At 34.2% G+C, this 13571-nt stretch carries 13 protein-coding genes; 10 read left to right on the forward strand and 3 right to left on the reverse strand.

Features of this window, described 5'->3' with window-relative positions:
• Positions 1-17: 17 nt before the first annotated feature.
• Positions 18-1346: a 23S rRNA (uracil(1939)-C(5))-methyltransferase RlmD gene (gene rlmD / locus AC5LW9_RS12325; protein WP_493455996.1), complete on the forward strand. Its 1329-nt coding sequence runs from the start codon at positions 18-20 to the stop codon at positions 1344-1346.
• 10 nt (positions 1347-1356) lie between these two features.
• On the forward strand, positions 1357-3615 hold the full coding sequence (gene relA / locus AC5LW9_RS12330) for a GTP diphosphokinase (RefSeq protein WP_065603759.1): 2259 nt from the start codon (positions 1357-1359) through the stop codon (positions 3613-3615).
• A gap of 45 nt (positions 3616-3660) precedes the next feature.
• Here relA and folA read toward each other — a convergent pair whose 3' ends face one another.
• Together folA and AC5LW9_RS12340 are read right to left on the reverse strand one after the other, a co-directional pair.
• Positions 3661-4161, reverse strand: coding sequence for a type 3 dihydrofolate reductase (folA, locus tag AC5LW9_RS12335; RefSeq protein ID WP_086326506.1), 501 nt, complete (start codon positions 4159-4161; stop codon positions 3661-3663).
• 5 nt (positions 4162-4166) lie between these two features.
• Positions 4167-5279 carry an MJ1255/VC2487 family glycosyltransferase gene (locus AC5LW9_RS12340; RefSeq protein WP_493455997.1) on the reverse strand — a complete coding sequence of 371 codons (1113 nt, stop codon included), beginning with the start codon at positions 5277-5279 and terminating at the stop codon, positions 4167-4169.
• A 667-nt stretch (positions 5280-5946) separates the two neighbouring features.
• Here AC5LW9_RS12340 and AC5LW9_RS12345 point away from each other — a divergent pair.
• Both AC5LW9_RS12345 and AC5LW9_RS12350 read left to right on the forward strand, forming a co-directional pair.
• Positions 5947-6321 (forward strand): hypothetical protein, encoded by a 375-nt coding sequence (locus AC5LW9_RS12345; RefSeq protein WP_198226785.1) that lies wholly within the window; start codon positions 5947-5949, stop codon positions 6319-6321.
• A 134-nt stretch (positions 6322-6455) separates the two neighbouring features.
• Entirely contained in the window at positions 6456-7997 is a 1542-nt protein-coding gene (locus AC5LW9_RS12350; protein ID WP_198235874.1) for a multicopper oxidase family protein, read from the forward strand.
• A 176-nt stretch (positions 7998-8173) separates the two neighbouring features.
• On the opposite strand, the gene AC5LW9_RS12355 is transcribed toward AC5LW9_RS12350, so the two are convergent.
• Positions 8174-8929 (reverse strand): DeoR/GlpR family DNA-binding transcription regulator, encoded by a 756-nt coding sequence (locus AC5LW9_RS12355; protein WP_039128109.1) that lies wholly within the window; start codon positions 8927-8929, stop codon positions 8174-8176.
• A gap of 287 nt (positions 8930-9216) precedes the next feature.
• Here AC5LW9_RS12355 and AC5LW9_RS12360 point away from each other — a divergent pair, with 287 nt between their 5' ends.
• From AC5LW9_RS12360 to AC5LW9_RS12385, 6 genes are all read left to right on the forward strand, one after another.
• Complete coding sequence (locus AC5LW9_RS12360) at positions 9217-9738, forward strand: RpiB/LacA/LacB family sugar-phosphate isomerase (RefSeq protein ID WP_039128110.1); 522 nt, start codon at positions 9217-9219, stop codon at positions 9736-9738.
• 18 nt (positions 9739-9756) lie between these two features.
• On the forward strand, positions 9757-11124 hold the full coding sequence (locus AC5LW9_RS12365) for a PTS galactitol transporter subunit IIC (RefSeq protein ID WP_039128113.1): 1368 nt from the start codon (positions 9757-9759) through the stop codon (positions 11122-11124).
• The gene (locus tag AC5LW9_RS12370; protein WP_039128115.1) at positions 11121-11405 is read left to right on the forward strand and encodes a PTS sugar transporter subunit IIB; all 285 of its coding nucleotides are present in this window, start codon (positions 11121-11123) and stop codon (positions 11403-11405) included. Before AC5LW9_RS12365 ends, AC5LW9_RS12370 begins: the two co-directional genes overlap by 4 nt.
• A gap of 10 nt (positions 11406-11415) precedes the next feature.
• Positions 11416-11865, forward strand: coding sequence for a PTS sugar transporter subunit IIA (locus AC5LW9_RS12375; protein ID WP_144091306.1), 450 nt, complete (start codon positions 11416-11418; stop codon positions 11863-11865).
• Positions 11866-11938: 73 nt separating this feature from the next.
• Positions 11939-12241, forward strand: coding sequence for a PTS sugar transporter subunit IIB (locus AC5LW9_RS12380; protein WP_198226779.1), 303 nt, complete (start codon positions 11939-11941; stop codon positions 12239-12241).
• An 11-nt stretch (positions 12242-12252) separates the two neighbouring features.
• On the forward strand, positions 12253-13542 hold the full coding sequence (locus AC5LW9_RS12385; protein WP_493455998.1) for a PTS transporter subunit IIC: 1290 nt from the start codon (positions 12253-12255) through the stop codon (positions 13540-13542).
• Positions 13543-13571: the final 29 nt, after the last annotated feature.

Here is a 13571-nt window from a genome sequence, read left to right on the forward strand (position 1 = left end):
ATTTTAAACTTACGATTATGGTTAAATTTTACACCCCACCTAAAAAAAAGCTCACCTCACAAAAATTGACCGTTACCGTTTCTTCGCTTGATGCCTTTGGACAAGGCGTTGCTAGCCATAACGGAAAAACAATTTTTATCAAGTCAGCCTTGCCTGATGAAACGGTTGATATTAAGTTGACCGAAGATAAAAAAAATTACGCAAAAGCGACCGTCATAAAATATTACAATCAAAGTAACGAAAGGGTTAAACCTCAATGTGAATATTATCAAAAATGTGGAGGTTGTGAACTACAACATATCTCATCACATTTACAACAGCAAGCCAAATACTCGGCGCTTATCAACTTATTACAAAAAGAGGGTGGACAAAATTTAGCTAGTGTCATTAAAGATTCGCCCCAAATTATTGCAGATCAACCTTACCATTATCGCAGGCGGGCAAGATTAGCAATTAATCTAGTTAAAGGTGAATTATTTATTGGATTTCGTCAAGCGGAATCAAATCAAATAATCAATATTGCGCATTGTCCGATATTAGTTGAACAATTAGATTTACTACTTGCCCCATTACAAAATTGCTTACGCAAAATTATCCAAAAAAAAGCACTCGGCCACATTGAATTAATCGCCGTTGATAGTGGTGTGATTATTGTATTAAGGCATACCTTGCCAATGACATCTCAAGATACCGAGTTATTGAAACAGTTTGCCCAAGAACAGAACATTTCACTCTACTTTTATGGTGAAGAGTTAGTCCATATTACTGGAAACAAAGAACACTATTATTTAATCAATCATTTAAAGTTAACCTTTAGTCCACTCGATTTTATTCAAGTAAACAGCAAAATTAATCAAAAAATGATTAATCAAGCTTTGGAATGGTTAACATTAAAACCAACAGATAATGTATTAGATCTATTTTGTGGAATGGGTAATTTTTCATTGCCAATGGCAACATTAAGCAAATCGGTTACTGGGATTGAAGGCATCGATGCACTGGTTGAAAAAGCCAAATTCAATGCACAATTAAATAACAAAGAAATTTGTGCTAAAACACATTTTTTAATCAATAATTTAGATGATAAACAGCAATTTAACACATGGAATCATGCTACATTTGAAAAAGTATTATTAGATCCTGCAAGAGCAGGCGCTTATAATGCAGCAGCAGAAATTGTGAAGATAGCACCCGAAAAGATTGTTTACATCTCGTGCAACCCTGCTACTCTAGCAAGAGACTGTAAGCAATTTATCGATAAAGGATATAAAATTGCTCAAGTTGCTATTTTGGATATGTTTCCACAAACTAAGCACATTGAATCAATGTTGCTGCTAACGAAGTAGGATAGTAATTATGGTATCAGTTAGAGGAGCCCATCAACACAGTGAAGAGCATTATTCTCTTGCACAATTTGATATTGAAAGATGGACCAGTCAAGAATTATTATTAACCAATCCGACCTCTTATAAAAAGTTCAAAGAAGTTTGGGATTTTTGTTTTGAAAACAGTGCCGGTGCGCCAGAACAAATCCACTGCTTCCAAAATGCGATTGAAATGGTCGAAATTTTATCAACGCTCAATATGGATATTAATAGTCTATGTGCTGCGTTATTACTTCCTTTTGTTGATACCAAAATTATTCGTCGAGAAGATATTCCTGAAGATTTCGATCGCGAAATTTCAAATATTATTTCCAGCATCGTAAGAATGAAAGAAATTCGCCATTTACGAGCAATTCGTAATGGCAGTGCGACGACTGAACAAATTGATAGTATTCGTCGCATGTTATTAGCTATGGTCAATGATTTTCGTAGTGTCGTCATTAAATTAGCTGAACGCATTACTTATTTACGAGATTTAATCTCAGCCCCACAAGAAGAGCAGGTTTTAGCGGCTAAAGAGTGCTTTAATATCTATGCACCACTTGCAAATCGTCTAGGTATTGGTCAACTCAAATGGGAACTTGAAGATTTTTGTTTCCGTTACTTATATCCTGATGAATATCGCCTTATCGCTAAAAAGCTACATGAAAAGCGCTTAGATCGTGAGCTGTATATTGATCAATTTGTTGAACATCTACAAGATTTAATGAATAAAGATCACATTCGTGCAGAAGTCTATGGTCGCCCTAAACACATTTATAGTATCTGGCGCAAAATGGAGCGTAAGCATCTGCAATTTGAGGATCTTTATGATATTCGTGCAGTAAGGATTATTTGCGATCGTATTGAAGATTGTTATAACGCTTTAGGTATTGTTCATAGCCATTATAAACATATCGCCAAAGAGTTTGACGACTATGTTGCCAATCCTAAACCTAATGGTTATCAATCCATTCATACGGTTGTTTATGGACCACAACATAAAACGATTGAAATTCAAATCCGAACAGAACAAATGCACAATGACGCAGAGCTAGGTGTTGCTGCGCATTGGAAATATAAAGAAGGCAGTACCGATAAAATGACTGCTTATGATCAACGAATTTCTTGGTTACGTAAACTTCTAACTTGGCAACAAGAGATGTCTGAAAGTGGTGAAATTCAAGAAGCCGTACGCAGCCAAATTTTTGATGATCGAGTCTATGTTTTTACACCGAAAGGCGATGTCGTGGATTTACCCGCTGGTTCAACTCCGCTTGATTTTGCTTATCATATCCACAGTGATGTCGGGCACCGTTGTATTGGTGCAAAAGTAGGTGGTCGCATTGTACCTTTTACCTACAATTTAAAAATGGGCGACCAAGTTGAAGTTATTACCCAAAAGCAACCTAATCCAAGTCGCGATTGGCTGAATCCAAATACAGGATTTGTTAATAGCAGTCGTGCCAGAGCTAAAATTCAGGCATGGTTCAAAAAACAAGATCGCGATAAAAACATCGCCACCGGCGAGCAAATTTTACAAAATGAACTTGAGCCGTTAAATATTACTTTAAAAAGTGTCGAAAAAATACTCATCAATAAATACAATGCCCACTCATTTGACGAAGTACTTGCAGGTATTGGCAGTGGTGATATTAGAATTAACCAGTTAGTTAATTTTATTAATGCTCAATTTAATAAACCGACTGCGGAACAAGAAGATGAGGCCGTCTTAAAACAAATTGCCCAAAAATCAACTACACAAGCTAAGAATAACAACAAAACGGGTAATAAAAAAGGCAGTGAAATCATTATTGAAGGTGTAGGCAACTTAATGTATACCATTGCTAATTGCTGTCGCCCTATCCCTGGTGATCCTATTGCGGGTTTTGTAACGCAAGGCCGCGGCATTTCAATCCACCGCGCAGATTGCGAACAGTTACAAGAATTAAAAAATCATGCTCCTGAACGCATCACTAACGCCGTTTGGAATGATAATACTCACTCAGGCTATACCATGGTTACCCAAATCGTTGCCAATGATCGCAGCGGTTTATTACGAGACATCACCACCATATTGGCTAACGAAAAAGTTAATGTGCTTGGTCTAATAAGCCGTTCTGATATGAAGCAACAATTAGCGACCATTGAGGTAGATATGGAAATCTTTGATCAGGATTCTTTAAATCGTATACTCAATAAAATTAAGCAACTACCTGATGTTATTGAAGCCAAACGTTTTCAAAGCTAACAACTAATCTATCGCCACGCTTAAGTGGCGATAATGCATTACACGTTATTTTCGTTGTAAAATTTCAAATTGATATGGATAGCTATTTTTTTCATCAGCTTGGTGATCTTGTTGATAAATTACCTGCCATTGCTCGGGTAAATAATCGGGGAAATAGGTATCCCCTTGCAATTCAGCATCAATATGCGTTAAATAGAGCCGATCAATTAATGGCAACACTTGCTGATAAATATTACCTCCGCCAATAATAAAAACTTCATCAGGTTGTTGCGCTTGGGCAAGGGATATTGCCTCATCAATCGATTTTACCCTGCTTACATTAGAAATTTTATTATCACTTGGCTCTATTTGTCTTGAAATAACAATGTTGTGACGATTAGGAAGTGGTCTACCAATTGATTCAAATGTTTTTCGCCCCATAATAACAGGCTTATTGAGCGTGTTTTTTTTAAACCACGCCAAATCAGCAGGTAAATGCCAAGGCATTTGATTATTTAGGCCAATAACACGATTATGTGCCATAGCAACAATAACACTTAAAATCATAGTAATTACACGTATCCTAAAGATTTAATTCGTTGATTTACATTTTCTGGAAAAATAGTTTGACTCCAAAGCCTACGGCTTAGAGAAAGTAAAGGTTCTGTCTGTCCGGAAACTATCCAATTCGCTAATTCAGTTGCTACATCAGGATATATTGTTGGTTTAGGAGAAGGTAAGCTCAACCAATACTTAAGTTTAATACTATTCAAATTCTCCATAACAGTAGCCATATCTAAAGTGTGTAAACACTGTGCATTATAGATTTGCTCAAATTGCCCTGATACAGGCTTAGTCAAAATCTTTTTACCTAATACTAACGCTTCAGAAATTAGGGCAAAACCTGTGTTCGAAATAATACCAGAACAACTCACTAAAGCATGGGTAAAGTTATCACGACCAAGAGGTTGAAAAGTGATATTCTTTTGTTGAGACTGTTGCTTTATATCTGGATGAAAACAGATAAATTGATGATCTGGGAATTGTTGTAACAATTGTGTAATTTCATCTAATGCCTCAAATGGCAAATAAACAATGATATTTCCATCTTCGGTAGGTGTAACGTCAAAGGTGTCAATCATTGGAGGAATCAATTTATGCCCAAAATGAAACCAATGTAAGCCAATAGGATTAGTGACAGGTGCATAATACTTCATAATCACATTCGCTATCAACCCATATTCTTTAGGCTTGAGATATTGGCATACGGCTTGATTACTGATGCCTAAGCAGTTTCGATGCTGATAGTGAGCAGCCCATGCACTAACTGGCTCAAAATCACTAATAATACAATCATATTTTGATAAATCGAGTTCACGCACATCTTTTACGAGTCGAAAAGCTCGAATTCGTTGTACCGTTTTACGAAAGTTGATTTTACCATTCAGTGTTGCAAAAGAGACACCACGATAAGTAGTATAGTTGCCAAAGGCTTGCATATCAAAATAGTCTTTAGGATCACGGCCGCTGAAAATATAGTCAACATCAGCACCAGCTACTTTTAAAGCTTTTGCTAACGTTCTACAACGACTGACATGGCCATTTCCTGTTCCTTGAACGCCAAAGAGAATTTTCATATCAATATTTTTTGATGATTGTAATTGGCGAATATAATAACAGAACACTTAATTATTAGCTCCATTATTTTAAGCAGATAATAAAAATAATTATAATCAATCACGATTAATAGCAATTTTGATTAAAGACATCAAAAAACATTTGATAATTTTCTTATTAATCAATTAACTAAAAAATATTTAGTGATAATAAGGCACTTCTTTTTGTTATAAATAACAACTTTTAAAATTCATTTCTGCTAATGAAAAATCCATTAATTCATTTCGATAACAATCAACAAACCAATTGAAATATTTAAAAAAATTAGTCAGTTTTTACCTAACAAATACGATTATTTATTTCAGTTATTTATAACAATTATCTTATTAAAAAAGATTGCAGTTTAATGAAAGTTTATTGGTTAGCATAATTTTTAGATTAAATTATTTAACAACCCAAACTCATCAAATCTATGAAACGAATTTCAATGCGATACAAGCGATTGTAAAAATAGTTGATCATTGATAAGTGATTCGGCACTTCATAATGGTTTTCTGTATGAATAATGTTAATGATGGCTCACCCTAAACTGCAATTAATATTTAAATATATTGGATTTTTATTTTTTTAGGAGTAATTACCATTTTCAATATATGTAAAGATGGTATAAATCAGATGTTTTTTTAAGTAAAATAAGTTTATATATTATTCATTTGATGAATAGTGAGATTTTACATGTCATTAAGATTCATCCATAAACAAACATATCTTATTGCAAAAGTAGCAATAATTTTATTTCTATTTGTTTATTCTATAAGACATTTATCTATCATCATAAATTCATCTTTGCCTGTTGCTGTGGTTTCACAACATAGATCATCAATGTTAGAAGTCAGTAATAACCATGATAGTTATTATCTTTTAACAAAAAAATCAGAATGTTTATCAAATTGTACTGTCTTTAACCATTGTTCACTCTGTAATACGCTAATATCTAATATTGTATTGAATGTTGAGTTTTCACCACACCGTGAACAATATCTTTCATATAACTTTGCTCCACAATTTAAAGAATTTATTCCTGAATTAAAACCACCAAAAGTTGCTTAATTAAATGATTCAGTTGCATTAGCAACAAAAATTAGTTTAAGCAATTATCACAAAAGTGACTGTTTTTTGTTATTAATTGTATCGTTAATAACAAAATAGTCCTTGTTTTTCTTAAAAATGATGAAAGGAATATTATGAAGCGTCGAATTTTTTTATTAAATCTTACTGCAGCTATAAGTGGTTTAGCCGTTACCAAAGCCTTTGCCAAAATGGATCACTCTGCGATGAGTGATACCATGTGTGAAACAAATTCTGATGAATGCCAAAAGGGGGATAGAATGCACCACGAACATATGAATATGAGTCATAACAAGAAGCCACAAAAACTTTTACCTACTTCAGCATTACCACAAGGTCAAGATTTACCAGAGTTAGTTCGTTTAAAAAATACAAGTGACCAGCCAGGAACATTCGAAGCAAATCTGGAAGCAAAACCTGTTAAAATAAAATTAACACCACAATTAACAACAGAATTTTGGGCATATAATGGCACTATTCCGGGCCCTGCAATTGAAGCTTTCGAAGGCGATAAAGTTAAAATAACCGTCAAAAACAGTATACCGCAAGCCACAACGGTACATTGGCATGGTTTACTCATTCCATCCAATCAAGATGGTAATCCACAAGACGAAATCCCTGCTGGCAGTAGCCGAACTTATGAATTTACTATTCCAGAAGGCAATGCAGGTACATATTGGTACCATCCACATGGGCATGAAACCGTTTCCGAACAGATTGCACGAGGATTAGCCGGAATGTTTATTGTACGCAGTAAAAAAGATCCACTTGCCTCTTTTCCTGAACAAAACTGGTTCTTTTCTGATTTAAAATTAACCGATAAAGGTGAAATTGCCGATAATTCAATGGTTGATTGGATGAATGGACGTGAAGGTCAATTTGTATTAATTAATGGTGCTTATCGTCCTAAAATTACCGTAAAAAGTGCAACTAGAGTGCGTATTTGGAATGCGTGTTCTGGGCGTTATCTTAATTTATCAATTCCTGGCTGTGATATTTACTTAGTTGGCACAGATGGAGGATTGATGCCTAAACCGGTTCAACTAAATTCACCGCTATTATTATCACCAGCTGAACGTGCTGAATTGGTTATTGTACCTAAACAATCGGGTACAGTATATTTACAATCAATTGGATACCATCGTGGAAAAATGGGCAATGTACCCCCAGAGCAAGATATCATACTTGGTGAATTAGCTTTGACAGAATCCTCCCCTATAACCTTACCGTCAACGTTACGAGAATTGCCAAAATTAGGGCAAGCAACTGCCCATAAGACACTTGAATATACCGAAGTTATGGATGTAAAAGAGCCTCGAGGAGGGATGCTATTTTTAATTAACGGCAAACGCCATGATATGCAACGAATTGATTTAGAGAGTAAAATTCATGAAGTTGAAGAATGGACAATTTTTAATAACTCTCACATGGATCATAACTTTCATATACATGGAGCACAGTTTACCGTCGTTTCACATGAATTAAATGGTAAAAAGAATCCACCTAAATATGCAGCATTAAAAGATACCATTAATCTGCGCCCACATGAAAAAATCACCATAAAAATTCAACAAAATATGCCAGGATTACGCATGTATCATTGCCACATAGTTGAACATGAAACACTGGGTATGATGGGTCAATTGATGGTGAAATAATTTGATTAACTTTCCCCCCTCTTTTTTTAACCATTATTTATTAAAATTAGAGGTGGGATATTTTGTTGATAAAGAAAAACAATAAACAAAGTTTAAGGTTTAGAATATTGAGTAATTCAGTTTAAGAAAGTAGCATTTAAAATAAGGCGATTAACCTATCAAACAACAATATTTTGCTAGCACAAAATCACACGTGTCTGCTTTTCTAACTCCATAACTTGTGAGGCGTCTGCCATATCATTAGTAATTAACGCGGTAATTTCACCCCAATCACAAATTTTATATAAGCTTTTACGACTGAATTTAGTATAGTCACCTAAAATATATCTTTTATCCGAATGTGCAATGATCACTTTATCTATGTAGGCATCTGAAGACGAAGGACTAGAAGGACCGTTTAAATTGCTAAAGCCATCAGTTCCTAAAAAGCAGACATCAACTTGGATTTCGTTGATCATTGATAGCGCCCAACCTCCAAATACAGATGAACTTTTGTCACGTAATTCACCACCAAATAAAAACACTTGATTTTCTGACGAAATCAATATGTTAGCTACAGGTAGAGAGTCCGTGAAAATTTTGAAACCAGAACGATACACTAATAATTTAGCTAGTTCTAATGCTGTACTTCCTGTACCGATAATTATTGAGCAATTATCTGGAAGAAGCGTTAATGCTTTTTGTGCGATACTCTTTTTTAAGCTTGCATTTTCTTTTTCTCTAATTTTGAATGGATTCTCAATAGCACCTTGTTTAAGCGTTGCACCGCCATGACATTTAACTAAAAATCCTTTTTTTTCTAATTGAGATAGATCTTTGCGAATAGTTTCATAAGTTACTTGATATTTACGAGCTAGTTCACTTACATACACAGTTCCCGCTGTAATCAACTCTTCTAAAATTAATTCTCTTCTCTCATTCATTAAGTGCATAGTTAACAATCTCAATTATTTTAGTATGGGTATTGGTGTTATTAATAGTTATCTTTTTTATTTTTGCCGATATTTTACAACAGAATCTAACTTATTCCTCATTTATCTTAACTACTTTTCTAAAAAAACCAATTGACTTAATATTAAATACCAACACAAAATTGGTATAAATTGGTTTTTAATTACATAAAAAACATAATCTTATTATTTTTGTGACGCAGATCACATTGACTTACCAATAAAAACCAACTATAAAGTTGGTTACTAAATCTAAATGAGGAAAACTGATGAAAACAAAAATTGCTATCGCATGCGATGATCTGGGATTTGAATATAAACAAGCCATTAAACAATACTTAATTGATGAAAAAAATGCTGAGGTCGTTTATGACCCAGTAAAGGTCAAGGATGATGGTGTCAATACATTCGCCAAATTGGCAGATGAAATGTCAGTGCTGATTCAAAAAGATATTTGCCGTTTAGGTATTTATATCTGTGGAACTGGAATTGGTTTTACTTGTCAAGCAAATAAACATTGGGGTATTCGTGCCACTGCAGTAACCAATCCTTATTCAGCCAAACGAGCCAGACTCAGTAATAATGCGCAAATCATCGGTATTGGTTGCCGAGTCAATGGGCTTGAGTATACAAAAATGATCATTGACGCTTGGCTTGATGAACCTTTTGATTTTACTACTGCTCGCGAAAACTCGAAAAAAAACTTATTAGAAGCAGAACGTAATGACAATGCTCTATTAGTCAAACCTATGCATGTTGCATGGAATATGGGTTTTAGAGCTGATGAATAAGTAACAAAGGAGCATCTTATGGAACTAATCACGCAATTTATTAATGATTTAGGTAATTTTATCTTTATCCCTATTATTTTTTTAATACTCATGGCTGGTCTTGGTCGACCTATTTCAGAATGTATATCTTCTGCAATGAAAGTTGGTATTGGCTTTATAGCATTAAGTATGACAATTAAATTTATGCTAGACAAGATGGCTCCTGCAGTTACTGGACTTGCTGAAAGTACAGGATCTTCACTTAGTGCAATTGATGTCGGAGGCGCTGCTACTGCCGTAATGGGATTCGGTTCTAGTATGGGACCAATTATTATTCCATTATGTGTATTTGTTAATGTACTACTCCTTATTTTAAAAATAACAGATTGCGTTAATGTTGATGTGTTCAATTTACATCAAAATGCATCAATGGGGGCTATTGTTGGTGTTTACTCTGGAAGTTTTCTATATGGAGTATTAACAGCAGCACTCTTCCATATTTGGGCATTAATAGCGGCCGATATTGGCGCTAAAAATAATGAACAGTTTTATAATTTACCCGAAGGTGTATCCATTTCTCACCCAGTAGCAAATACTTATCTCATTTTTGCTTACCCTTTCAATTGGGTTTATGACCGTATTCCTGGTTTTAAAAATCTGAGTATTACAGCAGAAACAATTCAAAAACGCTTTGGTGTACTTGGTGATCCAACCATTGTTGGTTTTATTATTGGAGTTTTACTTGGTTTTTGTGGTTATTCATGGCAAAGCCCCTATCACACTATCATTTCTAGCTTACAATTGGGAATGTATTTAGCAGCTGTTATGTTGTTATTACCAAGGATGACTTCCATAATGATGGAAGGATTAGTACCGTTATCAAATGTAGTTCGAAAAAAACTAGTTAAACGCTTCCCAAATCGTGATATTACTGTTGGTATGGATACTGCGTTAATTGTTGGTAACCCATCAGTAATTGCACCCGCATTATTGCTTATACCAGTCATTGTCATCTTAGCCGTAATTTTACCCGGTAATAAGGTAATGCCATTAGGTGACTTATCTCAATTTGTATTCTTTATTGCCTGTATGGTACCAGTATTTAAAGGCAATATCATTCGTACATGGATCACTTCAATTTTTTTATTTGGCGGTGGTTTATATATCGCTTCGTGGATGACTCCTGCAACAAATGAAGTATTTCAAGAATTTGGAACCAATCCTGATGCTTCTGTGATGTATACCTCATTGAATCCATCTGCAAATCCATTTACAGGACTGTTTGCCGCAACTAGCCACATAGGAATACTAGGTTATGCGTTAATTGGTCTGATTTTACTATCAGTAGGTTATTTATTGAAGAAAAAACAAAGAAATTCAAACATTAATAGCGAGGTCTCAAAATGAAAAAAGTTTTAGTGGTTTGTGGAAATGGAATTGCTTCATCATCAATTATGGTTTCAATTTTACAAGATTATCTGAAAGAACAAAGTATTGTTGCACAAGTGGATAAATCCTCACTCATGGCATGTTCAGCTGATACGTTTAATGGCTACGATTTAGTCGTGTCATCAACCAAAATCGATAATCCTGATATTACAACTAAAGTAATTGTTGGTGCTGGTTTGCTTACCGGTATTGGCGAAGAAGCAATTTTTGATGCAGTAAAAAAAGAACTTACTAAATAAGAGGTAGTTTATGCATATTTTAGTTCATGATTTAGATAACAGTATCAAAACATATCAAGAAGTAATTAACGCATCAGGATCTTATTTGTTAGAAAAAGATTATATCCAAGCTGATTACATTACTGCATGTATTGATCGTGAAAAAGATTATCCTACAGGATTACTTATGAGTAACGGAATAGGGATAGCTATACCTCATGCAAATTATCAATTGGTAAAGTCTGATGCTATTAGTTTAGTTCGTTCCTCTAAAGGTGTTGAGTTTGGACAAATGGAAGATTCTGATTTAAAAGTCAGTTGTCAATTAATATTCAACCTAGCTTTATCAACCAGTAATCAACACTTGACGATACTCCAGCGGTTGTTTGCTTTATTTCAAGATGAAATTTTCGTTGACAACTGTCAAAACCTTAGCTGCTTACAAGTTGAACAATTAATCAATCAGCATATAAACAAATAGATAATTATACTAAATTTTTATTCATCACTAATTTAAAAATTACTGATGAATAAAATAGATGAAAGGAAAAATTATGTCCAAACAATTAAATATCATTGTTGCCTGTGGAAGTGGTGTAGCAACGTCAACAGTTGCTGTTGATGCAGTAAAAAATATATTAGAAAGTGCTGGTATATCAGCAAAAATTAGTAAATGTACTTTAGGAGAATTGGAGGGTAAACAGCAAAATTTTGATTTAGTACTCACAACCGCTAATTATAAAAAAGCATTAACCATTCCACATATGAGTGTTTTTGGTCTTATTTCTGGTGTTAACGTTGATTTAGTAAAAGACAAACTATTGCAACTATGCCAAGAGATTTTATCTAATGCATAAGGAGCATAACTATGATGGATATATTACAAACTTTTTTTGAAACCGTTTCAAAACTAGGTGCAGTAGTATTGCTACCCGTAGTTATCATGCTACTAGGTTTGTTTTTCCGTATGCGAATTGGTTCAGCAATTAAATCAGGTTTACTCGTTGGAATTGGTTTTCAAGGTTTAGTACTAGTGCTTAACCTACTAATGGCAACAATAAACCCAGTTATCGCCTATTATGAAAAGCTTGGGTCAGGTTTTACAACGATTGATGTAGGATTTGCTGCAATCGGTGGTGCCGCTTGGTCTATCCCAGCAGTGGTATTGTGTATTCCGTTGATCATTTTATTAAATATTTTATTAATCAAAATAAAAGTTGTTAATGTAATTAATGTTGATGTATGGAACTTCATTCACTTCATGATTCCGGGAGCTTTAGCCATTGCTCTATTTGACAATATATTCATTGGTGTTTTAGTCACAATCGGCTTATCTGTTATTACATTATTTTGTGCTAAATGGGTTGCTCCTAAATGGGAGGAATATTTTGGTTTAGAGGGAACCACATGCACTACTTTAGCTTTTGTTGCTTTAATTTATCCAATTGCCGTATTTTTAAATAAACTAATTGATTTTATTCCTTTTATTAAAAATTTTGAAATAAATATGGATAAAATTGAAAGTAAATTAGGTATTTTTGGAGATCCTACCTTTATTGGTATTTTTGTTGGTGCATTTTTAGGCATATTAACTCAACAAAATATTCCAACAATTCTCACCATTTGTATGGGATTTGCAGCAGTCATGATACTTATTCCAAGAATGGTAGGAATTATGATGGAGGGCGTAACACCAATAGGTAATGCAGCAACAACATTTATCAAAAAACATGTTAGTGGTAGTGATGGTAAGTTTTATATAGGCATGGACATTGCCTTAGGACTTGGCGATCCTGCTTGTATTACCGTAACCGCAATCACTATACCATTTGTTATCGGATTTGCTTTCCTTATTCCTAATATGACGTTTTTTCCTTTAGGTTTACTCGCTCAAGTTTGTTATTTGACACCTATGATTGTCTTAGCCAGTAAGGGAAATGTATTTCGTAGCACCTTACTATCAATAATCTGCATGTATTTTGTCTGCTTTAGCGCTAACTATTTTGCTCCAGAAGCAACAGCGATGATGAAGTATGCAGGCTTAGATATCTTCGCCACAAATCCAAATGCCACAGTAACCGATGGTGGTCATTTTGGCTGGAATCCAGGAAGCATTTTTGTTTCATTAATACATAGATTAATAGAAGTTTTTTCTTAAATATATTTTTATGAATAAGGAAATAATAC

It is taken from the genome of Gilliamella sp. LMG 34360 (genome assembly GCF_984568995.1).

Coding starts and splice junctions, on each gene's coding strand:
- relA (WP_065603759.1), top strand. CDS start 1,357: ATGGTATCAGTTAGAGGAGCCCATCAACACAGTGAAGAGCATTATTCT.
- rlmD (WP_493455996.1), top strand. CDS start 18: ATGGTTAAATTTTACACCCCACCTAAAAAAAAGCTCACCTCACAAAAA.
- AC5LW9_RS12385 (WP_493455998.1), top strand. CDS start 12,253: ATGATGGATATATTACAAACTTTTTTTGAAACCGTTTCAAAACTAGGT.
- AC5LW9_RS12345 (WP_198226785.1), top strand. CDS start 5,947: ATGTCATTAAGATTCATCCATAAACAAACATATCTTATTGCAAAAGTA.
- AC5LW9_RS12370 (WP_039128115.1), top strand. CDS start 11,121: ATGAAAAAAGTTTTAGTGGTTTGTGGAAATGGAATTGCTTCATCATCA.
- AC5LW9_RS12360 (WP_039128110.1), top strand. CDS start 9,217: ATGAAAACAAAAATTGCTATCGCATGCGATGATCTGGGATTTGAATAT.
- AC5LW9_RS12350 (WP_198235874.1), top strand. CDS start 6,456: ATGAAGCGTCGAATTTTTTTATTAAATCTTACTGCAGCTATAAGTGGT.
- AC5LW9_RS12355 (WP_039128109.1), bottom strand. CDS start 8,929: ATGCACTTAATGAATGAGAGAAGAGAATTAATTTTAGAAGAGTTGATT.
- AC5LW9_RS12375 (WP_144091306.1), top strand. CDS start 11,416: ATGCATATTTTAGTTCATGATTTAGATAACAGTATCAAAACATATCAA.
- AC5LW9_RS12365 (WP_039128113.1), top strand. CDS start 9,757: ATGGAACTAATCACGCAATTTATTAATGATTTAGGTAATTTTATCTTT.
- AC5LW9_RS12380 (WP_198226779.1), top strand. CDS start 11,939: ATGTCCAAACAATTAAATATCATTGTTGCCTGTGGAAGTGGTGTAGCA.
- folA (WP_086326506.1), bottom strand. CDS start 4,161: ATGATTTTAAGTGTTATTGTTGCTATGGCACATAATCGTGTTATTGGC.